Below are 26,439 nucleotides of genomic sequence, written 5' to 3'. Positions count from 1 at the left end.
GCCCGCGGACCTCAGACGCCGGACGAGCTGAGCTGATCAGCGCGTCCGGCGTCTTCCGTTGCACGGACCCGCCGCAGGGTCACCGCCGCCGCTGCCGCCGCCACGGCCATCAGCACCGTCCCGGTGACCGCGGCCGCGTGCATGCCGTTCGTGAAGGCCTCGCGTGCCGCCGTCACCAGGGCGTCCCCCGCGCGCCCCGGCATCCGGCCGGCCACCGCCAGGGCGCCGCCCAGGGTCTCCTGGGCCGCGGCGGGTGCCGAGGCGGGGATCTCGTGGCGGTAGACGGCCGTGCCGATGGAGCCGAGGAACGCCATGCTGAGCGCGCCGCCGAACTCGGTGCCGGTCTCCATCAGGGACGAGGCGGCACCCGCCTTCTCCACCGGAGCGGCGCTCATGGCCAGGTCGACCACCAGGGACATGATGGTGACGACGCCGCAGGCCAGGACGGCGCAGGCGGCCAGCAGCAGCCAGAGGGAGTCCGTCCCGGTCAGGGCCAGCAGCACATAGCCGCAGGCGGTGACCGCGAAGCCGCCGCCGACGACGTGCCCCCGGGGTACGCCCCGCTGCACCAGCTGGGCGCTGACCGGGGCCGCCAGGCCGATGGGCACCGACGGCAGCAGGCTCCACAGCGCCGCCTCCAGCGGGCTCTTGTCCAGGACCGACTGGATGTACTGGGTCGTGAAGTACGCCGAGCCCATCATGCCGAAGGCCGCCACCAGGTTGAGGGCCATGGCCGGGCTGAAGCCGGGGCGCCGGAACAGCTCCGGTGAGATGAGCGGGGACGCCGCCGTGCGCTGACGGTGCACGAACAGCGCGGCGAAGAGCAGTCCGGCCGACACCGCCAGCGCGTACCGCACGTTCCAGCCCTCCGAAGCGAGCTCCTTCAGGCCGTAGATCACGGGGAGCACCGCGGCCATGGACAGCGGGACGCTCAGCCAGTCGAAGCGGCCGGGGTGCGGGTTCCTGGACTCCGGCAGCAGGAGCGGGCCGAGGACCAGGAGCATCACCATCGCGGGCAGGTTCACCAGGAAGACCGAGCCCCACCAGAAGTGCTCGACGAGAACGCCGCTCAGCACCGAGCCGAGGGCGATGCCGGCCGTCATCACGCCCGACCACAGCCCGATGGCCTTCGCGCGCTGCCCCGGGTCGGTGAACATCGTGCGGACCAGCGCCATCGTGCTGGGCATCAGCGTCGCGCCGCCGATGCCCAGCAGAGCGCGGGCCGCGATCAGGGTCTCGGCGCTGTTCGCGTAGGCCGCCAGCAGGGACGCCGTGCCGAAGGCGGCGGCGCCGATCAGCAGGAGCCTGCGGCGGCCGATGCGGTCGCCGAGCGAGCCCATCGTCATCAGCAGGCCCGCCAGCACGAAGCCATAGATGTCGAAGATCCACAGCTGCTCGGTGGCGGTGGGTTCCAGGTCGGCGCTGATCGCGGGGATCGCGAAGTAGAGGACCGAGACGTCCATCGAGACCAGCAGCAGCGGCAGCATCAGCACGCCGAGAGCGGTCCACTCGCGACGGCCCGCGCGGGCCGGGGGGTGGGGTGTCGTCGTCATGAGCAGACTGTACGAGCGTCTTAAACACTTGTCTAGTACGCTCGTTTAATACGCTCGTCTGGACACCGGGGTAGGGTGGCGTGCCATGGGACACCGTGAGGATCTGCTGGAAGGCGCCAAGCGCTGCCTGCTGGCGAAGGGCTTCCTGCGCACGACCGCGCGCGACATCGTCAAGGAGTCGGGGACCAACCTGGCGTCCATCGGCTACCACTACGGCTCGAAGGACGCGCTGCTGGCTCGGGCCTACGTCGAGATGGTGGAGGGCATGTCCGACGCCTTCGAGGGCGGCGGCGAACTGCGGGGCGAGCCGGGGTCGTTGGAGCGGTTCACCGAGGTGTGGGCGAACATCATCGGGACCATGCGGGAGCCCGGCTCCCTCTGGCGGCTCAGCATGGAGATCGTCGCCATGGGGGACCAGTTGCCGGAGGTGCGGGACCATCTGGCGCGGGCCCAGCGCGAGGGGGCGCGCGGGATCGTCACCCTCTTCCACGGAGGACGCGAGGAGGACGTCCCCGAGGAGCGGGTGGACACCCTCGGCTACTTCTACCTGACCCTGATGATGGGGCTCATGGCGCAGTGGACCTTCGATCCCGAGAGCGCACCCGAGGCCGGTCAGCTCGCCGCGGGGCTCCGCCAGGCGATCGAGGGCGCTACCCGGACGTGACGCGCCCGTCGCGCAGCTCGACGACCCGGTCTGCGAAGTGCCGTACGACCGCCCGGTCGTGACAGATGAACAGGCAGCCGGGGCCCAGGTCGTCCTGGAAGGCCGGCGAGCAGGTTCAGCACGCCCGCCCGCAGCGACGGGTCGAGTGACGACACCTCCTCAGAGTAGGTGTGCCTTCAGCGCCATGTGCAGCAGCAGCCGGTCCTCGCCGTCGTCCAGGTCCAGGCCGGTGAGCTTCTCGACGCGAGAGAGCCGGTAGTACAAGGTCTGGCGGTGGATGCCCAGTGCGGCGGCGGCCCGGGCGGCCTGGCCGGCGCAGTCCAGGTAGACCTCGGCGGTGCGGGCGAGTTCGCGGTGGGCGGGGGAGAGCAGCGCCCGGACGGCGGGGTCGTGGGCCTGCTCCGGCGGCAGGGCGGTGAGCAGCCGGTACGGCCCGATCGCGGACCACTCGGCGACCGGCCCGAGCCGGGGCTCCGCGAGCGCTGCCCGAGCGGCGGCCGAGGCCTCCCGCCAGGCGGATCCCAGTTCGGCGAGACCGGAGCGGGGGGTGGCGACACCGGCGGCGGGACCGCGGGAGCCGCTCCCGGCCGGCCCGTGCGCGAACGCCCCGGACTTGCGCGGGGTGCTGGCGGATGTCCCACTCGCCGGTGCGCCCGGGGTGGTGTCGGTGGGGTGTCTCCTCGCGCCCGGAGGGCCGGGCGCCGGTCCGCCCGGGGCGGCGTCCGGCCGTTGTCCGTCCGCCCCGCGGGCGGCCGCACCGCCCGCGGCCGCACCGCCCGGGGCCGGGCCCTTCCCTGCCGGGGGTCCCCCCGGCCCGCCGCCCGCTCGACCGCGTTCCAGCAACCGTCCCGCCGCCGTGGTCGCCGGTGTGAGCACGTCCGTCGAGCGCAGCCGCATCAGAACCGCCACGCACTGCTCGGCCGCCCCCCACGGCAGCGTGCACAGTGCCGTCGCGCCCGGCATCGTGCGGACCGACGGCGCGTCGTCCGGATCGGCCGAGGGCCAGGGGGCCACGCACACCACCGTGTGGGGGCCGTCGGCGCGGGACCCGAGGGCGGTGCGGAGTTCCGCGATCGCCATGTCGCTCTGCCAGCCGGGCTCGGCGGTGAGCACCGCCCTCAGCTCGCGGCTCAGGTCGGCGCCGTGCTGGGCCTCGTCCGCGAGCAGGGCGCCGATGCGGGCCGTGACCCGCATGGCGGCATCGAGCCGGGGTTCGCCCGGGCCGGGATCGTCGTCCAGGAGCCAGACGTACCCGTGCACCACGCCCCGGTGGCGTACCGGGAGACAGATCCGGCCCCGGTAGACCCCGGCCTCCGGTGTCGGGGGGATACGGACCGGGCCCGTCGCCCGGGTGATGCCGAAGCCCTCGAACCACGCCCGGACCGCCGCGGTCGAGCGGCGGGTGAGGATCGAGCGCGTGCGCACCGGGTCCAGGGCCGACGGATCGAGGTCGCCCTCACTGTCGTACGCCCCGAAGGCGATCAGCTCGAAGTCCCGGTTCTCCAAGGTCGCGGGCGCGCCGAGCAGCTCCGAGATCTCGTCGACCAGCTCCTCGTAGTCGCCCCTGTGTTCCGACGTCACCCGGGCATTGTCGCGCACTTCCCGGACCCCTTCATACATCTGTCTGAGATCTGCGGCACGAATGCGTGACAGCTGTCGATGGCCGACGATCGGAGCAATCCTTAGGTTTCACGGTGGTTCTCCGTGCCGTACCCGACGCGTCATCCGCGAGGGGGCGGCCTACACGTTGCTTGTGCTCTGGAGGTGCCCCGTGCTGGGTCCCGTGATTCTCGCCGCGTCACGCAGCGACCGGATGCGACGCCTGATCTCGGCGGCCCCGGTGACCAAGCAGGTCGTCGACCGCTTCATCCCGGGCGAGGACGTCGACGACATCGTCCCCGTCGTCCGGGACCTCGCGGGCAGCGGCCTCGAACTGACGATGGACGTCGTCGGCGAGGACATCACCAGCCCCGTGCAGGCCGCCGCCGCCCGGGACGCCTACCTGGAGCTCGTCGACCGCCTCAAGCCACTGGAACTCGGCACCCGCGCCGAGATGTCGGTGAAGCTGTCGATGTTCGGGCAGGCGCTGGAGGGCGGCCACGAGCTGGCCCTGAGCAACGTCCGCCCGGTCGTCGAGGCCGCCGCCGAGATCGGCACGACGGTCACGCTCGACGCCGAGGACCACACCACCCTCGACTCGATGTTCGCCATCCACGAGGAGCTGCGGAAGGACTTCCCGCAGACCGGCTGCGTCATCCAGGCCTACCTCTTCCGCACCGAGGCCGACGCCCGCCGCCTCGCCGCGAGCGGCAGCCGGGTCCGTCTGGTCAAGGGCGCGTACAAGGAGCCCGCCTCGGTCGCGTACCAGGGCAAACACGAGATCGACCGGGCATACGTCCGCATTCTGCGCACGTTGATGGAGGGGGAGGGGTACCCGATGATCGGGTCCCACGACCCGCGCCTGATCGCGATCGGCCAGGAACTCGCCCACCAGGCCGGGCGCAAGCTCGACGAGTACGAGTTCCAGATGCTCTACGGCATCCGCACCGACGAGCACCTGCGGCTGGCCGCCGAGGGCCACCGGATGCGCGTCTACACCGCCTACGGCACCGACTGGTACGGCTACTTCATGCGCCGTCTCGCGGAGAAGCCGGCCAACCTGCGCTTCTTCGCGCGAAGCATGATCACCAAGGGCTGACAGCTCTACACGGGCTGAGACCGACACACCGCTCAGTAAGGAGTTACGGAAAACATGGACGCTGTGACCCAGGTCCCCACCCCCGTCAACGAGCCGGTGCACGGCTACGCCCCCGGCTCGCCCGAGCGGGCCCGGCTGGAGGCCAAGCTGAAGGAGCTGGCCGACAACCCCGTCGACCTGCCCTGCACCATCGGCGGCGCGAAGCGGATGGGCGGCGGCGAGGCCTTCCAGGTCGTCCAGCCGCACAACCACAAGGCCGTGCTCGGCACCTACCGCAACGCCACGCAGGCGGACGCCCAGGACGCCATCGACGCGGCCCTGGCCGCCGCTCCCGCCTGGCGTGCGATGTCCTTCGACGACCGCGCGGCGATCATCCTGCGCGCCGCCGAGCTGCTGTCCGGCCCGTGGCGCGAGACGCTCGCCGCCTCGACCATGCTCGGCCAGTCCAAGACCGCGCAGCAGGCCGAGATCGACACGCCCTGCGAGCTGATCGACTTCTGGCGCTTCAACGTCTCCTACGCCCGCAACCTGCTGGCCGAGCAGCCCCCGGCCAACGCCCCGGGCGTGTGGAACCGTCTGGACCACCGCCCCCTGGAGGGCTTCGTCTACGCGGTCACGCCCTTCAACTTCACCGCCATCGCGGGCAACCTGCCGACGGCCCCCGCCCTGATGGGCAACGTCGTCGTCTGGAAGCCGTCCCCGACGCAGACGCACGCCGCCGTGCTGCTGATGCAGCTGCTGGAGGAGGCCGGTCTGCCCAAGGGGGTCATCAACCTCGTCACCGGCGACGGCATCGAGGTCTCCAAGGTCGCGCTGGAGCACCGCGACCTCGCCGGCATCCACTTCACCGGCTCGACCCCCACCTTCCAGTACCTGTGGAAGACGGTCGGCAACAACATCGAGAAGTACCGCACCTACCCGCGCCTCGTCGGTGAGACCGGCGGCAAGGACTTCCTGGTCGCCCACCCCTCGGCCGACCCGGCGATCCTGAAGACGGCGTTCACCCGCGGCGCCTTCGAGTTCCAGGGCCAGAAGTGCAGCGCCACCTCCCGGGCGTACATCCCCGCCTCCATCTGGAACTCCGGTTTCAAGGAGGAGCTGGCCGCCGAGGTCGACGGCATCAAGATGGGTGACGTCACCGACCTGTCGAACTTCATCGGCGCCGTCATCGACGAGCGTGCCTTCGCCAAGAACAAGGCCGCCATCGACCGCGCCAAGGAGGACCCGACCTGCACGATCGTGGCGGGCGGCACCTACGACGACTCCGTGGGCTGGTTCGTCCGCCCGACCGTCATCGAGTGCACCGACCCGGAGAACGAGGTGTTCCGCACCGAGTACTTCGGCCCGATCATCGCCGTGTACGTCTACGAGGACGACCAGTACGACGAGATGCTGACCCAGATGGAGTCCGTCTCCGACTACGCGCTGACCGGCTCGGTCATCGCCAACGACCGCGCGGCGGCCGCCTACACGGCCGACAAGCTGCGCTACGCGGCCGGCAACTTCTACATCAACGACAAGTCGACCGGTGCCGTCGTCGGCCAGCAGCCCTTCGGCGGCGGCCGGGCCTCCGGCACCAACGACAAGGCCGGCGCCCCGCAGAACCTGATGCGCTGGACCCTGACCCGCGCCATCAAGGAGACGCTGGTCCCGCCGACCGACTACACCTACCCGCACATGGGCTGACACACAGCCGCACCGACGGGCCGGGTCACGAAATGACCTGGCCCGTCGGCATGTCCGGGGGAAGACTGGGCCGATGACCACCCGAGCCCGCACCGCCCACACCGCCGACCTCGACCCCGCCGAACTCCGCGCCGTACGCGCGCTCCTGGACGCCGCGTTCGACGGCGACTTCGGCGAGGACGACTGGGACCACGGCCTCGGCGGCATCCACGCCCTCGTGCACGACGGCTCGGGGCTCGCCGCGCACGGCGCGGTGGTGATGCGCCGGGTGCGGCACCGCGGCCGGTGGCTGCGCACCGGGTACGTCGAGAACGTCGCCGTCCGCGCCGACGCGCGCCGCACCGGCCTCGGCGGGCTGGTCATGGCGGAACTGGAACGCGTCGTCGCCCGCGCCTACGACCTCGGCGCCCTCTCCGCGAGCGACGACGGGGCCCGGCTCTACACCTCCCGCGGCTGGGAGCCGTGGCCCGGCCGGGTGCACGCCCTCAGCCCGCGGGACGGCATCGTCCGCCTGCCGGACGAGGAGGGCAGCACCTACGTCCGCACGGCCCTGGCCGGCTCCCTCGACCCCGGGCAGGAGCTGCTCTTCGACTGGCGCGACGGCGATGTGCTCTAGAAATCACCGCAGGTCAGAGCAGTGTGACCCAGTCCACCGTCTCAGATAGTAGGAAGTCCGAGTAATTGTGGAGACAGACGCTCCGCGCTCCCTTAGCTTTGTAGGAGCCGAACGTCTCGCTCGACCAAGCGAATGGCGGTCGTGAGCCGGGCCCCGTGCAGGCAACCCCTGCGGCACCGCTCCCCGCCCCTTCCGGCGTCTCGTAACCCTCCCTGTGCACTCCGTGCTGTCGAAGGAGTCGATTTCCCATGGCCGAGACGACCGTCCGCCGCCGAGTCCGTCACGTTTCCCGTACGACCGAGTCCGACCGCAAGAACGCCGCCGCAGCGCTCCAGCGCGCCCTCGACCGCAGGGACAACGGCGGATCCAGCGGCCACTGAGCAGCACACCGCAACAGGACCGGGAGCCGCCCGACGAGGAGCGGTGCGGGGCCTCACGCCCCGCGCCGCACCTCGAAGTGGTCGATCCGCGCACCGCTCGACGCCAGCGCCGACACCTTCAGTTCCGGCCTGGCGCCGCTGACCGCCTCCACCGAGAGGAACGAGAAGCCGCGGTAGCGCACCCGCGACCACTGCGCCGACTCCGCCTTGGTGTCCCGGGACTTGGTCCACCGGAACGTGGTGACCGGCTCGTGGTCGGCGGTGTTCCCCTCGTAGCTCTCCTTCACGCCGTCGGGGAAGCCGTAGAGCTCCTTGCCGCCGCCGCCCGCGGTCACGTACACGATCCCGTCCCGCCGCGGATCCGTCGTCCCCCCGACCGGCACCGGCCGGCCCACCTCGCCGTTGCGGATGGCGTCCGTCCGCTCGTAGACGTGGTTGTGCCCGTTGATCACCAGGTCCACCTCGTGCCGGGCGAACAACGGCAGCCACTCGGCCCGCACCCCGCCGTCGGAGGCGTGCGTGGACGTCGAGTACGCGCAGTGGTGGAAGAAGACGACGATGAAGTCCACGTCCTTCGCGGACCTCAGCTCGCCGAGCTTGGCGTCCAGCCACTTCGTCTGCCGCCCCTCCGTGTAGCCGAAGTTGGCGGGGATCTCGTACGACACGTCGTTCGCGTCCAGCGCGACCACGCCCACGTTGCCGTACGTGAAGGCGTACACGCCCGGTGCCGTCCGCGCGTCGAAGCCGCTGTCCGGCAGGGAGAACCGGGCGGACTGGCCGCCGTAGCCGTCCGGTGAGTACCAGGCCTCCATGTCGTGGTTGCCGGTCGTCACCATCCACGGCACCGACTTGGCCACCGGCTCGGTCTGCTTGAGGAACCGGTCCCACTGGCTCGCGTCGAAGACGTCCGACTCCTTGCCCTTGCCGGTCGGGTCGGCGTAGCAGATGTCGCCCGCGTGCAGATGGAAGGCGGGTTCCCGGCGCAGCAGCGTACGGTCGTTGAGGGCCGCCTCGTCGCCCACGCCCTGGTCGCCGAACGCCGTGAACACGAACCGCTCCGGCGGGCGCGCGGGTGCCGTGCGGAAGGACGTGACGGTCCGCCGGTGCCGCGGGGAGGCCGGGTCGAAGCCCTCGTGGCCGACGCCGTAGTAGTAGGTGGTGTCCGGGCGCAGGCCGTCCAGCGCGGCGTGCAGGTAGTACTGGTCGACCGCCGCCCGTACGCCCTTCAGCTCCGGGGTGTGCAGGTCGCGCAGCTCCGCCTCGACTCTGCGGCCGAGGTCGTCCGGGCGCAGGCCCACTCGGACGTAGGGCTTCCGTACCGCGAGCGGCACCTGCCAGGAGATCCGCATCTGCGTCTTCGGGTCGGCGCCGAAGGCGAGATGGCGGCCGAAGGGCGTGATGAGGGAACCGGCTGCCTTCGAAGTGCCGGGCGACGGGCTGCCGGCCGTCGTGGCGCCGCCCTGCCCGGACCGGGAGCCGGAACCGGAGCAGCCGGTCAGCAGCCCGCTCGCCACCGCGCCCGCGGTCACCAGGGTGCGCCGCCGCGACAGTCGCGTCCGCAGGTACTCGTGCTGCTCCGCCATGCTCATCCGGCGGGCGAGCTCGGGCGGGATGCCGAAGTGGGGGATCTCCATGTCCAGTGAACTTCCCAGCGGCGGCCAACGTCCCCACCACGTACGGGTGAACGCGAACCGACGGACGCGTGCCGTCCCCCGGACGGGTGCCGTCCCGCTGTCCGCATCACGGACACCCCATGTCATTCCATGGGACGAGGAGTAGGGTGCCCGCATGTCTCGCAGCATCAATCTCGCAGTGATCCCCGGTGACGGCATCGGCCAGGAGGTCGTGGCCGAAGGCCTGAAGGTCCTCTCCGCCGTCCTTCCGCAGGATGTGAAGCTGGAGACCGAGGAGTACGACTTCGGTGCCCGGCGCTACCACGCCACCGGTGAGACCCTCACCGACGCCGACCTCGACGCCCTGAAGCGGCACGACGCCATCCTGCTCGGCGCGATCGGCGACCCGTCCGTGCCCTCCGGCGTCCTGGAGCGCGGTTTCCTGCTCAAGCTCCGCTTCGCCTTCGACCACCACGTCAACCTGCGTCCGTCGAAGCTCCTGCCGGGTGTCGCCACCCCGCTCGCGGGCGAGCCGGAGATCGACTTCGTCGTGGTCCGCGAGGGCACCGAGGGCCCCTACACCGGCAACGGCGGCACGATCCGCAAGGGCACCGAGCACGAGGTCGCCACCGAGGTCTCCGTGAACACGGCCTTCGGTGTCGAGCGCGTGGTGCGGGACGCCTTCGCGCGGGCCCAGGCCCGCCCGCGCAAGAAGCTCGCGCTGATCCACAAGAACAACGTGCTGACCTTCGCCGGTCACCTGTGGACGAACATCTTCAACAAGGTGGCCGAGGAGTTCCCCGAGGTCACCACCGAGTACATGCACGTGGACGCGGCGACGATCTACCTCGTCACGCAGCCCGAGCGCTTCGACGTGATCGTCACGGACAACCTCTTCGGCGACATCGTCACCGACCTCGCCGCGGCCGTCTCCGGCGGCATCGGTGTGGCGGCCTCCGGCAACATCAACCCCTCCGGAGAGTTCCCGTCGATGTTCGAGCCGGTGCACGGCTCGGCCCCGGACATCGCCGGCCAGGGCAAGGCCGACCCGACCGCCACCGTGCTGTCCGTCGCCCTGCTGCTGCGCCACCTCGGCTACGAGGCCGAGGCCGCCCGCATCGACGACGCGGTCGCCGCCGACCTGTCGGAGCGCACCGGCAAGCCCGCCCGCTCCACCTCGGAGATCGGCGACGCGCTCGCCGTACGCGTAGCCGGCTGACCCGCCGCTGCACACCGCAAGCCGCCGGGTCGCAACGCACCCGGCGGCTTCCGCATGTTCCCGCCGGGTGTCACCATCGACCACCGGGCCGCATTCACCCCGTTCCTTCCGCCGCCGCCCCCGGGCGATAATCGAACGCGAGGCCGCGGAATGAGGGAATGCTCGGACGTCCTAGCACTGGTCACCATCAGAGCAGTACCGAGCGCGGCCCGTCACTACAACCGGTGAAGGACATCAACCCATGACGACGCCCACGATCGAGCTCAAGCCCTCCGCCAACCCGCTGTCCGCCGCGGAACGCGAGGGGATCCTGGCCAACCCCGGGTTCGGCCGCCACTTCACCGACCACATGGTGACGATCAAGTGGACGGAAGGCCGCGGCTGGCACGACGGCCAGCTCGTGCCGTACGCGCCGATCTCCCTCGACCCCGCCACCACGGTCCTGCACTACGCCCAGGAGATCTTCGAAGGGCTGAAGGCCTACCGCCAGCCCGACGGCTCCGTCGCCACCTTCCGCCCCGAGAAGAACGCCGAGCGGTTCCAGCGCTCCGCACGCCGGCTCGCGATGCCCGAGCTGCCGGTCGAGACGTTCATCGAGGCGTGCGACGCCCTGGTGCGGCAGGACAAGGCATGGGTGCCGGCGCACGGCGGCGAGGAGTCCCTCTACCTGCGCCCGTTCATGATCGCCACCGAGGTCGGGCTGGGTGTGAAGCCGGCCAACGAGTACCTGTTCCTGGTGATCGCCTCCCCGGCCGGTGCGTACTTCCCCGGTGGTGTGAAGCCGGTCTCCATCTGGGTCTCCGAGGACCGGGTCCGGGCCGTCCCCGGCGGCATGGGCGACGCGAAGACGGGCGGCAACTACGCGGCGTCCCTGCTCGCGCAGGCCGAGGCCGCCACGAAGGGCTGCGACCAGGTCTGCTACCTCGACGCCGTGGAGCACACGTGGGTCGAGGAGCTGGGCGGCATGAACCTGTACTTCGTGTACGGCGACAAGATCGTGACGCCCTCGCTCACCGGCTCGATCCTGGAGGGCGTCACGCGCGACTCCCTGCTCGCCGTCGCCCGTGACCTCGGGTACGAGGCCGAGGAGGGCCGGGTCTCGGTCGACCAGTGGCAGCGGGACTCGGAGAACGGGTCGCTGACGGAGGTCTTCGCGTGCGGTACGGCCGCGGTGATCACCCCGGTCGGTACGGTGAAGAGGGCCGGGGCGGAGTGGAAGCAGAGCGGGGGAGAGCCGGGCGAGGTCACGCTGCGGCTGCGTCAGGCGCTGCTGGACATTCAGCGGGGTACGGCCTCGGACGCCCACGGTTGGATGCACCGGCTGGGCTGAGTGCTCCTGGTCCCCGGGGGGCTCCGCCCCCGGACCCCCGGACCTATGCCCACCCACCACCCGAAGCGGTTGGGCTGGAAGCACGACTTGCCTCATCGGCCCCGGGTTCCTGACGCACGAAACCCGGGGCCGTCAGCATGTACGCCCCCCCTCCCACCACCCCCGACAGCAGGAAACTGCAGTCCACCCCGCCGGTCAGGGACAGCAGCGGTCCCTCGTACGACGGCAGGGACACCGCCAGGACGCCGACGGTCGCGCCGGCCGCCCAGGAGGCGGTCGCCGGGACGTTCCACCCGGCGCGGTACCAGTACTGGCCGCCCCGGGCGCGGCGGTTGAAGACCTGGAGGGCGTCCGCGTCGTAGACCCCGCGGCAGCGGGCGAAGCCGATGAGGGTGATGACGGCCCAGGGCGTGCCGATGGCCGTCAGGAGCAGCACGAAGGACGTCATCGCGTCCTGCGCGGTCGAGTAGTAGTGCCCGGCGAAGACGCAGGCCGTGGCGACGGCCGCGACCACGTACGTCGCCCGGGCCCGGGAGGCGCGCGGCAGGATCGCGTCCAGGTCGAGGCCCATCGAGTAGAGCATCAGCCCCGCGTTGCCGACCGACCCGGCCGAGGCCGCGAGGAGCAGCGGCACGAGGTACCAGGACGGAGCCGCGTCCACCAGCGGGCCCGCGTAGTCCAGGGCCGCCCCGGCCGCGTATGCCGTGAACGTGCCGAACAGCTGCGGCACCAGCAGGCCCAGCATCAGCCCCAGCCAGGTCGCGTGCAGCACCTTGCGGGAGGAGTGGCGGACCGGGGAGATGTAGCGGGTGTAGTCGCCGAGCAGCGTGATGAACGCGACCGGCCCGGACAGCCCGGCGGCCACGGCCGCGAGCAGCCAGGTGGGCCAGAACCCGCCCAGGAGATAGCCGCCGGCCTCCGGCAGCGCGGCGGTGGTGAAGCCGGGGGCGTAGGCGAGCACGCCCAGCGCCAGCAGGGCCGTCATACCGAACGCCAGCACCCGTGACATCGCGAGCAGCACCCGGTATCCGTACACCGCACCGGCGACGGTGGCCGCGGCGAGCAGCCCGTAGACGACGCCGTACGGCACCCCGCCCTGCGGCAGCCCCGCCAAGCGGCCCAGCACGCTCACCATCACGTCGCCGCCGATCCACACGGTCAGCGCGGTGTAGCCGAGGGCCAGCAGCAGCCCGACCACCGAGCCGACCAGCCGCCCGCGGACCCCGAACTGGGCGCCGGAGGAGGTCGACAGGTTGGTGCCGGTGCGCAGCGAGACCAGGGCCAGCGGAGCCGTGAACAGCACGCCCACCACCGTGCCCGCCAGCACCGCGCTGACCGACGACCACCAGTCCAGGCCGAAGGACGGCGGCAGCCAGCCGAAGACGATCACGCCCAGGCAGAGGTTGGAGCCGAGCAGGATCGAGACGAGATCCCGCGGTCCGCTGGTGCGTTCCTCTTCGGGGATGGTGTCGACTCCGCGCTGTTCGATCGGCATGCTGGTCTCCCTCGGTTAGAGCGACGTTCAATGTGGTGTGCCCGGACCACCGTCGTCAACCTTTCGGACATGGGAATTTTATGTTTAGAGTGTTGCTCTAAATGGAGGGAGTGACATGCGGCTGACCCCGACCGAACGCGACCGGCTGCTGCTCTTCGGCGCCGCCGAGCTGGCCCGCGCCCGCAGGGCCAGGGGGCTGAAGCTCAACGTCCCCGAGGCGACCGCGCTCATCGCCGACACGGTGTGCGAGGCCGCCCGGGACGGCAAGCGGCTCGCGGAGGCAGTCGAGGCCGCCCGGTCCGTCCTCGCGCCGGGTGACGTGCTGCCCGGCGTCGCCGACGTCGTCACCGAGGTCCACGTCGAGGCCGTCTTCGACGACGGCTCACGGCTCGCCGTCGTCTCCGACCCCATCGGAGGCGGCTCGGGGCCGGACGCCCCGGGCGCCCTGCTGCCCGGACCGGGGCAGCCCGAACCCGAGCCGGCCGTACGGCTGAGCGTCACCAACACGGCGGCCGTGCCCGTCTCGGTGACCTCCCACTTCCACTTCTTCGAGGCCAACCCCCGGCTCCGCTTCGAGCGCGGGCGGGCCTACGGCATGCGGCTGGCCGTGCCCGCCGGGTCGTCCGTGCGGTTCGGGCCGGGGGAGAGCGCCGAGGTCGGGCTGGTCCCGATCGGGGGCGAGCGGATCGCGATCGGGTTCGCCGGGCTCGTCGACGGGCCGCTGGACGCGCCGGGCGCGAAGGAGGAGGCGCTGCGGCGCGCCGCAGCCTGCGGCTATCTCGGCGTACCGGAAACAGCAGCCGATCAGGAGGTCGAACGATGAGCCGCCCAGGAGGCCACCCCGCCGAGGCCCGCCGCCTCACTCCGTACGAGTACGCCGCCACCCACGGGCCCCGCGCCGGCGACCGCATCCGTCTGGGCGACTCGGGGCTGGTCGTCGAGGTCGAGTCCGACTCCCAGCGCCCCGGCGACGAGTTCCTCGCCGGATTCGGCAAGACCGCCCGGGACGGGATGCACCTGAAGGCCGCCGCGGTCCGGGAGACCTGTGACGTCGTGGTCAGCAACGTCGTCGTGATCGACGCCGTGCAGGGCATCCGGAAGGTGTCCATCGGCATCCGCGAGGGCCGGATCTGCTCGATCGGACGTGCCGGCAACCCCGACACCCTCGACGGGGTCGACGTCGTCGTCGGCACGGGCACCTCGATCGTCTCCGGCGAGGGCCTCATCGCCACCGCCGGGGCCGTCGACACCCACGTCCACCTGCTGTCGCCGCGGGTCATGGAGGCCTCGCTGGCGTCCGGCGTGACCACGATCATCGGGCAGGAGTTCGGGCCCGTGTGGGGCGTCGGCGTCAACTCGCCCTGGGCGCTGCGGCACGCGTTCGGCGCCTTCGACGCCTGGCCGGTCAACATCGGCTTCCTGGGCCGGGGTTCGTCGTCCCGCCCGGCGCCCCTCGTGGAGGCCCTCGCCGAGGGAGGGGCGAGCGGCTTCAAGGTGCACGAGGACATGGGCGCCCACACCCGCGCCCTGGACACCGCGCTGCGCGTCGCCGAGGAGCACGACGTCCAAGTCGCCCTGCACAGCGACGGGCTGAACGAGTGCCTGTCGGTGGAGGACACCCTGCGCGTGCTGGAGGGCCGGACGATCCACGCCTTCCACATCGAGGGCTGCGGCGGCGGGCACGTGCCGAACGTGCTGAAGATGGCGGGTGTGCCGAATGTCATCGGCTCCTCCACCAACCCGACCCTGCCGTTCGGCCGGGACGCCGTCGCCGAGCACTACGGCATGATCGTCTCGGTCCACGACCTGAAGACGGACCTGCCGGGCGACGCGGCCATGGCCCGGGACCGCATCCGGTCCGGCACCATGGGCGCAGAGGACGTCCTGCACGACCTGGGGGCGATCGGCATCACCTCCTCGGACGCGCAGGGCATGGGGCGCGCGGGCGAGACGGTCCGCCGTACGTTCGCCATGGCCGGGAAGATGAAGGCCGAGTTCGGCGCTCCGGACGAGCACGACAACGAGCGCGTCCTGCGCTACATGGCCAAGCTGACCATCAACCCCGCCCTCGCACACGGGCTTTCGCACGAGGTCGGGTCCATCGAGACCGGCAAGCTCGCCGACATCGTGCTGTGGCGGCCCGAGTACTTCGGCGCCAAGCCGCAGCTCGTGCTGAAGGCCGGCTTCCCGGCGTACGGCGTGGTCGGCGACCCCAATGCGGCGACCGACACCTGCGAACCCCTCGTCCTCGGGCCGCAGTTCGGCGCTCACGGGGCGGCGCCGGGCGAGCTATCGGTGGCGTTCGTCGCGCAGGCCGCGCTCGACCAGGGGCACGACACCCTCCCGACCCGGCGCCGCAGGGTCGCCGTGCGCGGCACCCGCGGCATCGGTCCGGCCGACCTGCGCCGCAACTCCCGTACCGGAGCCGTCGACGTCGACCAGCGCACGGGTCTCGTCACCCTCGACGGCGAGCCGCTGCGCTCCGAACCCGCCGAGTCCGTCTCCCTCAACCGTCTCTACTTCCTCTGAGGATCAACGATGTCCGCAGCCGCCGACGGCTTCCGCATGCCCGCCGAATGGGTCCCGCACGAGCGGACCTGGATGGCCTGGCCGGGCCCGAACGAGACCTTCGACGATCCCGGGGAGCTGGCCGCCGCCCGGGTCGCCTGGGCCGCGGTCGCCCGGGCCGTTCGCCGTTTCGAGCCGGTGACGGTGGTGTGCGGGCCGGGGCAGTCGGGCGAGGCGCGTGCGCTGCTGGGCGAGGGCGTCGACACGGTCGAACGGAACCTCGACGACGCCTGGATGCGCGACATCGGACCCACCTTCCTGACCGACGGGAAGGGCGGACTGGGCGCCGTCGACTGGACGTTCAACGGCTGGGGCGCGCAGGAGTGGGCCCGCTGGGAGCACGACGCGAAGGTCGCCGGGCACGTCGCCGGCCTCGCCGGGGCACGGACGTACGCCTCGAAGCTCGTCAACGAGGGCGGGGCGATCCATGTCGACGGCGAGGGCACCGTCCTGCTGACCGAGACCGTCCAGCTCGGCCCCGAACGCAACCCGGGCTGGACCCGCGAGCAGGTCGAGGCCGAGATCCACGCCCAGCTCGGCACCCGCAAGGCGATCTGGCTGCCGCGCGGACTGACCGGCGACTACCCTCCCCACGGCTTCGGCACCCTCGGCCACGTCGACATCGTCGCGGCCTTCGCCCGCCCTGGCGTCGTCGTGGCGCACTCCCAGCCGGACCCGGCCCACCCCGACCACGAGGTGACCCGGGAGGTCATCGGCCTGCTGAAGTCGCAGACGGACGCGCGCGGACGGCGCCTGGAGGTAGTCGAGGTCCCCGCCCCGACCGTCCTGGAGGCCGACGGCCACTGGGCCGACTACTCCTACATCAACCACTACCTGTGCAACGGCGGCGTGGTCCTGTGCGGCTTCGACGACCCGCGTGACGAGATCGCGGCCGGCATCTTCCGCCGCCTCTTCCCCGAGCGGACCGTGACGCTGGTGGACGCCCGTACGATCTTCGCGGGCGGTGGCGGAATCCACTGCATCACCCAGCAGCAGCCGAGGACCTAGGAGCGCAGATGGCCGGTGGGCGCAGGCAGGCCCCGCCCCGCGAGGACGTCCTCGCCGCCGCCATGGAGATGATCGCCGAGCGCGGCCTGGAGAAGCTCACGATGGCGGCGCTCGGCCGCGAGGTCGGCATGAGCAGCGGCCACCTGCTCTACTACTTCGGCTCCAAGGACGAACTGCTGCTGCGCACGCTGGAGTGGAGCGAGGGCCGGCTCGGGGCCGAGCGGGGGCGCCTGCTGACCCGGACCGCGCCCGCCCGCGAGCGCCTCGACGCCTACGTCGACCTGTACGTCCCCGACCGTCACCGCGACCCGCACTGGACGCTGTGGCTGGAGGTCTGGAACCGCTCGCAGAGCGCTGCCGTCGAGGGGGCCGCCCGCGACCGGCAGGCCGCCATCGAGGGCGCCTGGCACCGCGACCTCGTCGCCCTGCTCGCCGAGGGCGTCTCGCGCGGCGAGTTCCGCCGGGTCGACCCGGACCGGTTCGCCACTCGGCTGCGCTCGCTGCTGGACGGCTTCTCCATCCACGTGGCGATCGGCCTGCGCGGCACCGACCGGACCCAAGTCCTCGGTCACGTGCGCGAGTTCCTCGCCGACAGTCTTCTCGCGGACACCTGAACGCCCGCCCGGGTTGTACTCAATACGACGGATTGACCCACCGGGCCGTCGTGATGTTGGCTTCGGGGAGCTCCCGGCGCGGGGCCGGGGGAAGCGCGTCCACGGGGACACGGGGACACGGGGAACACTGGGGGAACAGCACATGACCAGCACCAGGAGGGCTACGTCCGGCGCGCTCGGCGTGGCCCTGGCCGTCACGCTCGGCGCCGCCGCCGCGCTGCCGGCGACCGCCGCGCCCGCACCGGCGCCGCGGACGGAGAAGGCGAGCATCGCCCCGGACGGCAGCGACGGCAACGGCCCCTCCGGCGGCCCGAGCCTGAGCGCCGACGGCCGCCTGCTGGCGTTCGTCTCCAGCGCCGACAACCTCGTCGCCGGGGACACCGACGGTGCCGCCGACGCCTTCGTCCGCGACCTGAGGACCGGGACGACCAGGATGGCCGGCGGTTCGGTGGACGGCTCCGTCGACGGCGTCGCCCTGAGCGGCAACGGCCGGTACCTGGCCTTCAGCGCCACCGGTACCGGCGACGGCCTGAGCCACATCTGGGTCGAAGACCTCAGGACCGGCGCCGTACAACGCGTCAAGGACACCGTCGACACGGGCTACGACACCGCCCGGCAGCCCGCCATCAGCGCCGACGGCCGCTACGTCGCCTTCGTCGCCCAGCAGTCCGCCCCCGGGGAGGGAGCGGACCGCTGGGGCCGGGTCTACCGCGTCGACCGCGCCGGCGGCGAGGCCGTCCGGATCAGCCAGGTGCCCGCCGCCGGCGACCGCAAGACGGCCGCCGCCAACCCGTCCATCAGCGCCGACGGCAAGCGCGTCGGCTACCGGTTCTTCGTCCCGCACCCCGCCTCGGGCGACTGGAGCGACGTCTACGTCCGCGATGTCCCGAGCGGCGGGCTGATCCAGGCCGACCGGGCCCCGGACGGCCGGACCTCCGACGGGCAGAGCGAGTTCCCGCAGGTCAGCGCGGACGGCCGGTACGCGGTCTTCAACTCCCTCGACTCGCGGCTCACCCCGGGCGACACCAACCAGGGGCACAACGTCTTCGTCCGCGACCTGAAGAGGGGCGAACTGCGCCGGATCGACGCCACCGAGCCGGCCGCCTTCACCGCATATCCGGGTCTCAGCGCCGACGGCCGCCGCCTGGCCTTCGTCTCGGCCGACCCGGGCGACACGAACCGCACGATCCGGGCGTACGTACGCGACCTGCGCACCGGGCGCACCGTCCTGGCCAGCCCGGACGCCCAGGGCGGGCCGAACGGCCAGAGTGTGTCCGCTCCGGTGACCGACCGCGACGGCCGCACCGTCGCCTTCGGCAGTTCCTCGGCCGACCTCGTGCCCGGCGACACGTACGACACCTCGCACGTCTACGTCCGTCACATGAGGTGACCGACCGCATCCTGAGACAGCCGTGAGCGGAGCGCGGGGGTTGTGCCAGACTGCCCCCGTGCTCTCGTTCGCCATGATTATTGGCAGCAGGCGCGCCGGTCCGCAGTGACCACCACGTACGACCAGGTACGGGTGGACACCGTCGTCCTCGACCCGCGCGCAGACCTCTCGCACCCGCGAGAGGTTTTTCGCATTTCTGGCCCACCCGCAGCCGGAGGCGAGAGCGCGAGGGAGTATGTGAGGGCGGTGGAGCCGGTCATTCCGGTACGACCGAGATCCCATCCTCAGGAGCCTTGAGACCATGACCGCTACCAGCGACCTCGACGATTCGTTCCACGTCTTCGACACCACCCTGCGCGACGGCGCCCAGCGCGAGGGCATCAACCTCACCGTCGCCGACAAGCTGGCCATCGCACGGCACCTGGACGACTTCGGCGTGGGCTTCATCGAGGGCGGCTGGCCGGGCGCGAACCCCCGGGACACCGAGTTCTTCGCCCGCGCGCAGCAGGAGATCGACTTCCGGCACGCCCAGCTCGTCGCGTTCGGCTCCACCCGCCGCGCCGGCACCACCGCCGACCAGGACCCGCAGGTCAAGGCGCTCCTGGAGTCCGGCGCGCCGGTGATCACGCTGGTCGCCAAGTCGCACGACCGCCATGTCGAACTCGCCCTGCGCACCACCCTGGACGAGAACCTGGCGATGGTCCGCGACACCGTGTCCTTCCTCAAGGAGCAGGGCCGCCGGGTCTTCATCGACTGCGAGCACTTCTTCGACGGCTACCGGGCCAACCCCGAGTACGCCAAGGCGGTCGTCCGCACGGCGTCGGAAGCCGGCGCGGACGTCGTCGTCCTGTGCGACACCAACGGCGGCATGCTCCCGGCGCAGATCCAGGCCGTCGTCTCCACGGTCCTCGCCGACACCGGCGCCCGGCTCGGTATCCACGCCCAGGACGACACGGGCTGCGCGGTCGCCAACACCCTGGCCGCCGTCGACGCGGGCGCGACGCACGTGCAGTGCACGGCCAACGGCTACGGCGAGCGCGTCGGCAACGCCAACCTCTTCCCGGTCGTGGCCGCCCTGGAGCTGAAGTACGGCAAGAAGGTCCTGCCCGACGGGCACCTGCGCGAGATGACCCGCATCTCGCACGCCATCGCCGAGGTCGTCAACCTCACCCCCTCCACGCACCAGCCCTACGTCGGCGTCTCGGCCTTCGCGCACAAGGCGGGCCTGCACGCCTCCGCCATCAAGGTCGACCCGGACCTGTACCAGCACATCGACCCCGAACTCGTCGGCAACACCATGCGGATGCTGGTCTCCGACATGGCCGGGCGTGCGTCCATCGAGCTCAAGGGCAAGGAACTCGGCATCGACCTCGGCGGCGACCGCGAACTGGTCGGCCGGGTGGTCGAGCGCGTGAAGGAACGCGAGCTGAAGGGCTACACGTACGAGGCGGCCGACGCCAGCTTCGAACTCCTGCTGCGCGCCGAGGTCCAGGGCGGGCCGCTGCGCTACTTCGAGGTCGAGTCCTGGCGCGCCATCGTCGAGGACCGGCCCGACGGCTCCCACGCCAACGAGGCCACGGTCAAGCTGTGGGCCAAGGGCGAGCGCATCGTCGCCACCGCCGAGGGCAACGGCCCGGTCAACGCCCTGGACCGGTCCCTGCGCGTGGGCCTGGAGAAGATCTACCCCCAGCTCGCCAAATTGGAGCTGGTGGACTACAAGGTCCGCATCCTGGAGGGCAAGCACGGCACCAACTCCACGACCCGTGTGCTGATCTCCACGTCCGACGGCACGGGCGAGTGGTCGACGGTCGGCGTCGCCGACAACGTCATCGCCGCGAGCTGGCAGGCCCTGGAGGACGCGTACACCTACGGGCTGCTGCGCGCGGGAGTCGCACCGGCGGAGTAGCCGCGGCCCGGCCGGGTGCCCGGGGCGCGTGTCACATCGCCGTGTCCCGGGACCGCGGGACCGGGACCTCGCCACCCCGGTCGCGGCCGGGGGTCCGGTCGAGGCGGAAGAGCCCCGCCGTGTGGGGGCGCTGGCCGGTGGCGTTGGTCGTGGAGCGGGTCAGCTCCTCGACGCCGTCGGCCAGATAGCCGACCCACGCCGTGCCCTCGTCCTCGATGATCCGCTGCGCGTCGGTCCGCAGCCGCTCGATCACCCCGAGCAGGGCGGCCTGCTCCTTGTCGCTGGGGGAGTCGGTGGTCCGCAGGAACGCCTGCGCCCAGTCGGACTGCGCCTTCTTGAGGATCTGCTGCAGCGCCATCTCCGCTCGGATGTAGCGGGTCCAGGACGCCGAGAAACCGAAGATCCGGTCGAAGAGCACGCAGCCCGCGCCGCCGGCCAGGAACACGAAGCCCCACTCGGGCTGCACGGCCGTGGGCGCGGCCGCGTGCACCAGCGGCGTGATCGTGCCGACGATGCCCAGCAGTGTGGCGAGCGCCCGCAGCGAACGCGACCACAGCGACGGCCCCCGGCGCCGCGCCAGGTACCAGCCGATCGCCGACGTCACCTCCGCCTCGGCATGCCGGAACAGTTCCCACAGCAGGTCGGCCCGCGTACGCGAGCGGTCCAGCTCGGTCAGTTCGGACACCGTCATGTCCGCAGCCCTGCGTCTTCCGAACATGCCCCTGATACCGCCCCTCCTGGTTGGCCCGTGGCCAGAGGGCATCCTAGGCCCAGCCGGGGCCACAAATCCCTGTCTCGACGGATAACCCTTTATGGGTGGTTTCGGGTAGCTTCGAACATATGAAGGCCGCACTGGTGCGTACCGTCGTACGTCTGCTGATCGTGCCGGTCGCCGCCGTACTGGCGGTGCTGCTGGCCGGTGCGCCGGGTGCGCACGCGGCCACCGACCTCACGGAGGTCGCCCAGGAACTGCGCGAGAGCCCCGTCTACGTCGATCCGGCCGCCTCCGGGCAGCTGGCGGCATCGGACGCCGAGGCGCTCGCCGACAAGATCAAGGACGCGGACAAGCCCGTCTTCGTGGCGGTCCTCCCGGCCGGCTACCCCACGCAGGACCTCTTCCGGAACCTGCGCACGGAGACCGGCATCACCGGCCTCTACGGCATCCACCTCGGTGACCGGTTCGACGCCCGTGCCGACAGCTCCGTGATGAGCCGGCAGGCGGTGTCCAACCTGGTCACGGCGGTGCAGGACGCGGGTGACACCAAGGCACAGCTGAACGACTTCGTCGACGACGCCCTGCGCAACATGGGCGGTTCGGCGCCGAGCAGCTGGAGCGACGGGGCGGGCACCGACGTGCCGGTCGGCGGCCTGATCACCGTCGGCGCGCTGGTCGCGGCCGGCGGCGCGGGCGCCTATGCCCTGGTCCGCCGCAACAGGCGCCGCCACGAGGAGGAGCAGCGGGCCGCGCTGGAGAAGCTGCGGGTGGTCGTCGACGAGGACATCACCGCCTTCGGCGAGGAACTCGACCGCCTCGACTTCCACCCCGGGGAGCCCCGCGCCGACGACGCGATGCGCACCGACTACGAGCGTGCCCTGGACTCCTACGAACAGGCCAAGTCCCTCATGGCGGCGGCGACGAAACCGGAGGACGTCCGGGCCGTCACCCAGGCCGTGGAGGACGGCCGGTTCTCCCTCGCCCGGCTCGCGGCCCGCCGCGAGGGCGGGGCCCTGCCGGAGCGCCGCCCGCCCTGCTTCTTCGACCCGCGCCACGGCCCCTCCGTCGCCGACGCCACCTGGACGCCCCCGGGCGGCGCAGCCCGCGAGGTCCCGGTCTGCGCGGCCGACGAGCGGCGCCTCGCCGAGGGCCGCGACCCGGCGATCCGCGAGGTCGACACCGACTACGGCCGCCGCCCCTACTGGGAGGCCGGACCGGCGTACGGCCCCTGGGCCGGCGGCTACTTCGGCGGCGGCCTGCTGCCCGGCCTCCTCGTCGGCACCATGCTCGGCAGCATGATGGCCGGCCCCGCCTACGCGGCCGACTACGGCTCCGGCTACGGCGACTTCGGCGGCTACGAGGGCGGCGACGTCTCCGGCGCGGACTTCGACACCGGCGATTTCGGCGGCGGTTTCGGCGGCGGGGACTTCGGTGGAGGGGGAGGCTTCGGCGGGGGAGGGGACTTCGGAGGCGGGTTCTGACGGAGGGGGCCGGGGGTCCGGGGTTCTGCCCGGGCCCGGGCCCGGACATACCGGCACTGGGCTGGGGTGTGGCGCGGGGCTGGGGTTGTCCGGGGTTCGGCCTGGGGCAGGAGGTACCGGCACTGGGCGCGGGTGCGGCCTGCGTCAGGAGGTACCGGCACTGGGCGCGGGTGGTGCGGCGTGGGGCTGGAGGTGTCCGGGGTGCCGCCTGGGTCAGGAGGTACCGGGCGCGGGTGTGGCGCGGGGCCGGGATGCCCGGGGCTCTGCCCGGACCCGGACGTACCGGTACCGGGCGCGGGTCCGGCCGAGTTCCCGGCGTCCGGGGTCCCGGCCCGGGTCTCGGCTCCGCGGCACCCGAGTCGATCGGAGGCGCCCGGGGCGGTTCCGGCCGGGCTCGACCGTCATCGCACCGGGCGCGGGCCCGGCTCTCCCGCGGCACCTTCGCCGAGTACGTTGCCCCGCCCCTGCGCACCCTCGCGCGCAAGCCGTGCAACCTTGGGCTCGCCTTTGCGGACCCGACGGCGGGTTCCCACCAAGAACGCCTACGGCACGCGATCAGCGGCGTAGCGGCTCACGCCCCGCGGATCGCTCCCGCCGCCCGACCGTCACCCCGGCGACCGCGAACGCCAGAGCCACCAGCGCCGCGCTGACCCACAGCGGCGCCCGGTACCCGAACCCCGCGCCGATCGCCGCACCCCCGGCCCAGGGGCCCACCGCCGCGCCCACGTTGAACGCGGCCGTCGCGAAACCCCCGGCCAGGGTCGGTGCCCCCTGCGCCGCGTACAGCGCCCGGGCGATCAACGTGGAGCCGACGCCGAAGGACAGGGCGCCCTGCGCGAAGACGAGCGCGAGTGCCGGGACCGGGTGTGCGGCCCCGAGTGCCAGGGCGCACCAGCCAGCGCCCAGCGCCAGGCCCCCACCGATGAGGACCGGCAGGGGCCGCCGGTCGGCGAAACGCCCCGCGGCGGTGACCCCGGCGAACGCCCCGGCCCCGAACAGGGCCAGGACCCCGGGGACCCGGCTGCTGCCGAGCCCCGTGACCTCGGTGACCAGCGGCGCGAGAAAGGTGAAGGTGCAGAACGTCGCGCCATTCACGAGGGCGCCCAGCAGCAGGGTGACGAGCAGCCGGGGGCTGCGCAGCGACCGCAGTTCACCGCGCAACGCGGGCGGCGCACCCTCCGCCGCACCGCCCGGCACGGACCGCGCCACCGCCACCAGCGCGGGCAGTGACACCAGCGCCACGGCCCAGAACGCAGCACGCCAGCCCCATACTTCGCCGAGCAGGGCACCGGCCGGCACCCCGGCCACACAGGCCAGTGTCACCCCGCCCAGCAGCGTGGAGGCGGCCCGCCCCTTCGCATCGGCCGGGACCATGTCCACGGCGGCGACCAGGGCGACCGCGAGGAACCCGGCGTTGGCGAACGCCCCCACCACCCGTGTGGCGAGCAGGACCGCGAAGCTGCCCGTGAGCGCGCCGACGACATGGGCGGCGAGGAAGACGACGAGGAACGCCAGCAGCGCGCCCCGCCGGGGCCAGCGCCGCGCGAGACCCGCCACGAGGGGCGCCCCCACGACCATCCCGGCGGCGAAGGCGGAGGTCAGGGCCCCGGCCGCGGGAACGGACACTCCCAGATCCCGCGCGATGTCCGGCACCAGCCCGGACAGCATGAATTCGGACGTGCCTTGAGCGAACACGGCAAGGCCCAGCGGAAGAAGAGCGAACGGCATGAAGGAACTCCGCACCGAAGGGTCGACGTCGGACACGACAGGTCGGACGGCAAACCGGCAGCGGAGTGAACGTGCGGGCGGCCTCAGCGGCCCAACATCAGCATCACGGACAGCCACCGGAGAGCCGGTGGCCGCACTCTGGACGCCTCGGGGCCGGACATGCTCGGCAGGCTAGGCGGACCCGGGCGACCGGGTCCACCGGTTTTCCTCCGGCTCCGCCCGGGCGGCGGTCAGGGTCGTGTCCTTCCGGCCCCCGCCCCGATGGACGATGACGACCGCCGCGAGACAGACGGCCAGTCCGAGGGCGGTCTGCGCGCCGAACGGCTCGCCGAACATCAGCGCGCCCCAGACGGCGGTGACCGGGGCCATCAGGAACATCAGCGTGTTGACCTTGGTGACGCCGGAGCGCTGCAGAATGAGCCAGTACAGCCCATACCCGCCGAAGGTGGAGAGCCCCACGAGCCAGGCGACCGCCACCCAGAAGTCCCACCGGCCGGGCGGTGCGGCGGCGCCGGTGGCCAGGGCCAGTACGGAGAAGAGGACCGCGCTGGTCGCGCAGTGGACGGTCAGGGACACCGACGGGGTGACCCGCGAGCGGGACCGGCTCTCCAGGAACGTCGCCGCGACCAGGGACAGCATGCCGAGCAGCGGCACGGCGTACGCCCACCACGCCACGTCGCCGCCCGCGGCCGCGTCGGCCAGCGTGACCACGGCCACGCCGCTCAGCCCCAGGCCCAGACCGGTCCACTGCCGGCCCGAGACGTACTGCCCCAGCAGCGGCCCCGCGAGGGCGCCGGCGACCAGGGGCTGGACCCCGTCGATCAGGGCCGTCGTACCGCTGGAGACACCGAGCTGGATGGCGTAGTAGACGCTGAGCAGATAGCCGCTCTGCGAGAGCACGCCGATCATGGCCTGCCGGGTCAGGTCCCGGGTGGTGAGGCCCCGCCAGGCCGCCCGGGTGAGGACGGCGACGGTGACCAGGACGACGGCCAGCGGCAGGAACCGCCACATCAGGATCGTCGGCGCGGACGCGCTGCCGGCGCCGAGCTTGGCCCCGATGAAGCCGGAACTCCAGCACAGGACGAAGGCGAGGGACAGAAGGATGTTCACGACATCACAACCAGTAGACAGATCGGTTTACCCGTTCCCCTGCCACTATACAGATCGGTATAGTGGCGTGTCATGGGTACCACCGCGCAGCACCCGCGCCGGATCACGATGACGCCCGCCGCCCGCCGTGCCCTGGCGGCCGCCGGCCGGCTGTTCTACGAGCGCGGCATTCACGCCGTGGGCGTCGACCTCATCTCCGCCGAGGCCGGCGTCACGAAGAAGACGCTCTACGACCGGTTCGGCTCCAAGGAACAGATCGTCGTGGAGTACCTGGCGGACCGCGACGAGCGCTGGCGGGCCTTCCTCGCCGAGCGCCTCGACGCGGTGGGCCCGGACCCGCGCGAGAGCGTCCTGGCCGTGTTCGACGCCTCGCGCGCCTGGGCGGAGGAGAACAGCCCCAAGGGGTGCAGCATGGTCAACGCCCACGCGGAGATCAGCGACCCCGCCCATCCGGCCCACCCGATCATCACCGGGCAGAAGCGGTGGATGCTCGCCCTGTTCACCCGCTTCACCGAGGAGATCACGCCCGCGACGGCGGACGCGACGGCCCGGACGCTGATGCTCCTGCACGAGGGCGCCCTGGTCGCCCACGGCCTGGGCGTCTTCCCGGACGCCATCGCCCAGGCCCGCGAGCAGGCACGCCTGCTGCTCGCATAGCGGACGGC

The 26,439-nt window shown here is 72.2% G+C and carries 22 protein-coding genes and 1 pseudogene; 15 read left to right on the top strand and 8 right to left on the bottom strand.

From position 1 onward, the window contains the following. Positions 1-11 precede the first annotated feature (11 nt). On the bottom strand, positions 12-1,553 hold the full coding sequence (locus OO68_RS34675; protein WP_033313242.1) for an MFS transporter: 1,542 nt from the start codon (positions 1,551-1,553) through the stop codon (positions 12-14). Positions 1,554-1,638: 85 nt separating this feature from the next. On the opposite strand from OO68_RS34675, the gene OO68_RS34670 reads away from it, so the two are divergent. Beyond that, positions 1,639-2,217: a TetR/AcrR family transcriptional regulator gene (locus OO68_RS34670; protein WP_033313240.1), complete on the top strand. Its 579-nt coding sequence runs from the start codon at positions 1,639-1,641 to the stop codon at positions 2,215-2,217. Here OO68_RS34670 and OO68_RS47945 read toward each other — a convergent pair. Together OO68_RS47945 and OO68_RS34665 are read right to left on the bottom strand one after the other, a co-directional pair. Then, positions 2,204-2,378: pseudogene (locus OO68_RS47945) on the bottom strand (ATP-binding cassette domain-containing protein); the annotation flags it as partial. The gene OO68_RS34670 and the pseudogene OO68_RS47945 sit on opposite strands and share 14 nt — an antisense overlap. Then, positions 2,377-3,837 (bottom strand): PucR family transcriptional regulator, encoded by a 1,461-nt coding sequence (locus OO68_RS34665; protein ID WP_403550577.1) that lies wholly within the window; start codon positions 3,835-3,837, stop codon positions 2,377-2,379. The pseudogene OO68_RS47945 and the gene OO68_RS34665, both read right to left, overlap by 2 nt. Before the next feature lie 151 nt (positions 3,838-3,988). On the opposite strand from OO68_RS34665, the gene OO68_RS34660 reads away from it, so the two are divergent. The 4 genes from OO68_RS34660 (at position 3,989) to OO68_RS48370 (ending at position 7,597) form a co-directional block, all read left to right on the top strand. Further along, entirely contained in the window at positions 3,989-4,915 is a 927-nt protein-coding gene (locus tag OO68_RS34660) for a proline dehydrogenase family protein (RefSeq protein WP_033313238.1), read from the top strand. A 54-nt stretch (positions 4,916-4,969) separates the two neighbouring features. Beyond that, positions 4,970-6,601 carry an L-glutamate gamma-semialdehyde dehydrogenase gene (pruA, locus tag OO68_RS34655; RefSeq protein ID WP_033313236.1) on the top strand — a complete coding sequence of 544 codons (1,632 nt, stop codon included), beginning with the start codon at positions 4,970-4,972 and terminating at the stop codon, positions 6,599-6,601. A gap of 73 nt (positions 6,602-6,674) precedes the next feature. Then, positions 6,675-7,217 carry a GNAT family N-acetyltransferase gene (locus OO68_RS34650; protein WP_033313234.1) on the top strand — a complete coding sequence of 181 codons (543 nt, stop codon included), beginning with the start codon at positions 6,675-6,677 and terminating at the stop codon, positions 7,215-7,217. Positions 7,218-7,465: 248 nt separating this feature from the next. Further along, on the top strand, positions 7,466-7,597 hold the full coding sequence (locus OO68_RS48370; RefSeq protein WP_104781486.1) for a hypothetical protein: 132 nt from the start codon (positions 7,466-7,468) through the stop codon (positions 7,595-7,597). A 53-nt stretch (positions 7,598-7,650) separates the two neighbouring features. Here the strand turns inward: OO68_RS48370 and OO68_RS34645 are convergent, their stop codons facing one another. Then, positions 7,651-9,231: a purple acid phosphatase family protein gene (locus OO68_RS34645; RefSeq protein WP_033313232.1), complete on the bottom strand. Its 1,581-nt coding sequence runs from the start codon at positions 9,229-9,231 to the stop codon at positions 7,651-7,653. Between the two features lie 154 nt (positions 9,232-9,385). Here OO68_RS34645 and OO68_RS34640 point away from each other — a divergent pair, with 154 nt between their 5' ends. Both OO68_RS34640 and OO68_RS34635 read left to right on the top strand, forming a co-directional pair. Beyond that, on the top strand, positions 9,386-10,429 hold the full coding sequence (locus tag OO68_RS34640) for a 3-isopropylmalate dehydrogenase (RefSeq protein WP_033313231.1): 1,044 nt from the start codon (positions 9,386-9,388) through the stop codon (positions 10,427-10,429). Positions 10,430-10,670: 241 nt separating this feature from the next. Next, entirely contained in the window at positions 10,671-11,759 is a 1,089-nt protein-coding gene (locus tag OO68_RS34635) for a branched-chain amino acid aminotransferase (protein WP_033313230.1), read from the top strand. A 43-nt stretch (positions 11,760-11,802) separates the two neighbouring features. Here OO68_RS34635 and OO68_RS34630 read toward each other — a convergent pair whose 3' ends face one another. Beyond that, a complete protein-coding gene (locus tag OO68_RS34630; RefSeq protein ID WP_033313228.1) occupies positions 11,803-13,254 on the bottom strand; it encodes a cytosine permease in 1,452 nt (483 codons plus the stop codon). Between the two features lie 115 nt (positions 13,255-13,369). On the opposite strand from OO68_RS34630, the gene ureA reads away from it, so the two are divergent. The 6 genes from ureA to cimA all read left to right on the top strand — a co-directional run bounded on the left by ureA (position 13,370) and on the right by cimA (position 20,740). Next, on the top strand, positions 13,370-14,077 hold the full coding sequence (ureA, locus tag OO68_RS34625) for an urease subunit gamma (RefSeq protein ID WP_033313226.1): 708 nt from the start codon (positions 13,370-13,372) through the stop codon (positions 14,075-14,077). Further along, entirely contained in the window at positions 14,074-15,783 is a 1,710-nt protein-coding gene (locus tag OO68_RS34620) for an urease subunit alpha (RefSeq protein ID WP_033313223.1), read from the top strand. The genes ureA and OO68_RS34620 overlap by 4 nt, the downstream gene beginning before the upstream one ends. 9 nt (positions 15,784-15,792) lie before the next feature. Continuing rightward, the gene (locus OO68_RS34615) at positions 15,793-16,830 is read left to right on the top strand and encodes an agmatine deiminase family protein (protein WP_033313222.1); all 1,038 of its coding nucleotides are present in this window, start codon (positions 15,793-15,795) and stop codon (positions 16,828-16,830) included. Between the two features lie 8 nt (positions 16,831-16,838). Further along, the gene (locus tag OO68_RS34610) at positions 16,839-17,444 is read left to right on the top strand and encodes a TetR/AcrR family transcriptional regulator (RefSeq protein ID WP_033313221.1); all 606 of its coding nucleotides are present in this window, start codon (positions 16,839-16,841) and stop codon (positions 17,442-17,444) included. 142 nt (positions 17,445-17,586) lie between these two features. Further along, positions 17,587-18,834, top strand: coding sequence for a TolB family protein (locus OO68_RS34605; RefSeq protein WP_033313220.1), 1,248 nt, complete (start codon positions 17,587-17,589; stop codon positions 18,832-18,834). A 301-nt stretch (positions 18,835-19,135) separates the two neighbouring features. Further along, entirely contained in the window at positions 19,136-20,740 is a 1,605-nt protein-coding gene (gene cimA, locus OO68_RS34600) for a citramalate synthase (protein ID WP_033313219.1), read from the top strand. A gap of 31 nt (positions 20,741-20,771) precedes the next feature. Here cimA and OO68_RS43235 read toward each other — a convergent pair whose 3' ends face one another. Beyond that, positions 20,772-21,431 (bottom strand): SLATT domain-containing protein, encoded by a 660-nt coding sequence (locus OO68_RS43235; protein ID WP_051814901.1) that lies wholly within the window; start codon positions 21,429-21,431, stop codon positions 20,772-20,774. 149 nt (positions 21,432-21,580) lie between these two features. Between OO68_RS43235 and OO68_RS34590 the strand changes: the two genes are divergently transcribed. Further along, entirely contained in the window at positions 21,581-22,936 is a 1,356-nt protein-coding gene (locus OO68_RS34590) for a membrane protein (RefSeq protein ID WP_033313218.1), read from the top strand. Positions 22,937-23,491: 555 nt separating this feature from the next. Here OO68_RS34590 and OO68_RS34585 read toward each other — a convergent pair. Both OO68_RS34585 and OO68_RS34580 read right to left on the bottom strand, forming a co-directional pair. Next, positions 23,492-24,664, bottom strand: coding sequence for a Cmx/CmrA family chloramphenicol efflux MFS transporter (locus OO68_RS34585; protein WP_033313217.1), 1,173 nt, complete (start codon positions 24,662-24,664; stop codon positions 23,492-23,494). 171 nt (positions 24,665-24,835) lie between these two features. After that, positions 24,836-25,774 carry a DMT family transporter gene (locus tag OO68_RS34580; protein ID WP_033313215.1) on the bottom strand — a complete coding sequence of 313 codons (939 nt, stop codon included), beginning with the start codon at positions 25,772-25,774 and terminating at the stop codon, positions 24,836-24,838. 72 nt (positions 25,775-25,846) lie between these two features. On the opposite strand from OO68_RS34580, the gene OO68_RS34575 reads away from it, so the two are divergent. After that, on the top strand, positions 25,847-26,431 hold the full coding sequence (locus tag OO68_RS34575; RefSeq protein ID WP_033313213.1) for a TetR/AcrR family transcriptional regulator: 585 nt from the start codon (positions 25,847-25,849) through the stop codon (positions 26,429-26,431). Positions 26,432-26,439: the final 8 nt, after the last annotated feature.

Source organism: Streptomyces iakyrus (assembly GCF_000717055.1).
GTDB lineage: Bacteria > Actinomycetota > Actinomycetes > Streptomycetales > Streptomycetaceae > Streptomyces > Streptomyces iakyrus.
Note: the sequence above shows the minus strand (reverse complement) of the source record. Positions and strands in the feature narration are given on the sequence as shown.

Excerpts from the sequence above, each read along its gene's own strand:
- OO68_RS34665 (WP_403550577.1), bottom strand. The coding sequence starts at position 3,837 with ATGTATGAAGGGGTCCGGGAAGTGCGCGACAATGCCCGGGTGACGTCG.
- OO68_RS34645 (WP_033313232.1), bottom strand. The coding sequence starts at position 9,231 with ATGGAGATCCCCCACTTCGGCATCCCGCCCGAGCTCGCCCGCCGGATG.
- OO68_RS34590 (WP_033313218.1), top strand. The coding sequence starts at position 21,581 with ATGAAGGCCGCACTGGTGCGTACCGTCGTACGTCTGCTGATCGTGCCG.
- OO68_RS34635 (WP_033313230.1), top strand. The coding sequence starts at position 10,671 with ATGACGACGCCCACGATCGAGCTCAAGCCCTCCGCCAACCCGCTGTCC.
- OO68_RS34675 (WP_033313242.1), bottom strand. The coding sequence starts at position 1,553 with ATGACGACGACACCCCACCCCCCGGCCCGCGCGGGCCGTCGCGAGTGG.
- OO68_RS34575 (WP_033313213.1), top strand. The coding sequence starts at position 25,847 with ATGGGTACCACCGCGCAGCACCCGCGCCGGATCACGATGACGCCCGCC.
- OO68_RS34610 (WP_033313221.1), top strand. The coding sequence starts at position 16,839 with ATGGCCGGTGGGCGCAGGCAGGCCCCGCCCCGCGAGGACGTCCTCGCC.
- ureA (WP_033313226.1), top strand. The coding sequence starts at position 13,370 with ATGCGGCTGACCCCGACCGAACGCGACCGGCTGCTGCTCTTCGGCGCC.
- OO68_RS34670 (WP_033313240.1), top strand. The coding sequence starts at position 1,639 with ATGGGACACCGTGAGGATCTGCTGGAAGGCGCCAAGCGCTGCCTGCTG.
- OO68_RS43235 (WP_051814901.1), bottom strand. The coding sequence starts at position 21,431 with ATGACGGTGTCCGAACTGACCGAGCTGGACCGCTCGCGTACGCGGGCC.
- cimA (WP_033313219.1), top strand. The coding sequence starts at position 19,136 with ATGACCGCTACCAGCGACCTCGACGATTCGTTCCACGTCTTCGACACC.
- OO68_RS34630 (WP_033313228.1), bottom strand. The coding sequence starts at position 13,254 with ATGCCGATCGAACAGCGCGGAGTCGACACCATCCCCGAAGAGGAACGC.
- OO68_RS34640 (WP_033313231.1), top strand. The coding sequence starts at position 9,386 with ATGTCTCGCAGCATCAATCTCGCAGTGATCCCCGGTGACGGCATCGGC.
- pruA (WP_033313236.1), top strand. The coding sequence starts at position 4,970 with ATGGACGCTGTGACCCAGGTCCCCACCCCCGTCAACGAGCCGGTGCAC.
- OO68_RS34585 (WP_033313217.1), bottom strand. The coding sequence starts at position 24,664 with ATGCCGTTCGCTCTTCTTCCGCTGGGCCTTGCCGTGTTCGCTCAAGGC.
- OO68_RS34650 (WP_033313234.1), top strand. The coding sequence starts at position 6,675 with ATGACCACCCGAGCCCGCACCGCCCACACCGCCGACCTCGACCCCGCC.
- OO68_RS34620 (WP_033313223.1), top strand. The coding sequence starts at position 14,074 with ATGAGCCGCCCAGGAGGCCACCCCGCCGAGGCCCGCCGCCTCACTCCG.
- OO68_RS34605 (WP_033313220.1), top strand. The coding sequence starts at position 17,587 with ATGACCAGCACCAGGAGGGCTACGTCCGGCGCGCTCGGCGTGGCCCTG.
- OO68_RS48370 (WP_104781486.1), top strand. The coding sequence starts at position 7,466 with ATGGCCGAGACGACCGTCCGCCGCCGAGTCCGTCACGTTTCCCGTACG.
- OO68_RS34615 (WP_033313222.1), top strand. The coding sequence starts at position 15,793 with ATGTCCGCAGCCGCCGACGGCTTCCGCATGCCCGCCGAATGGGTCCCG.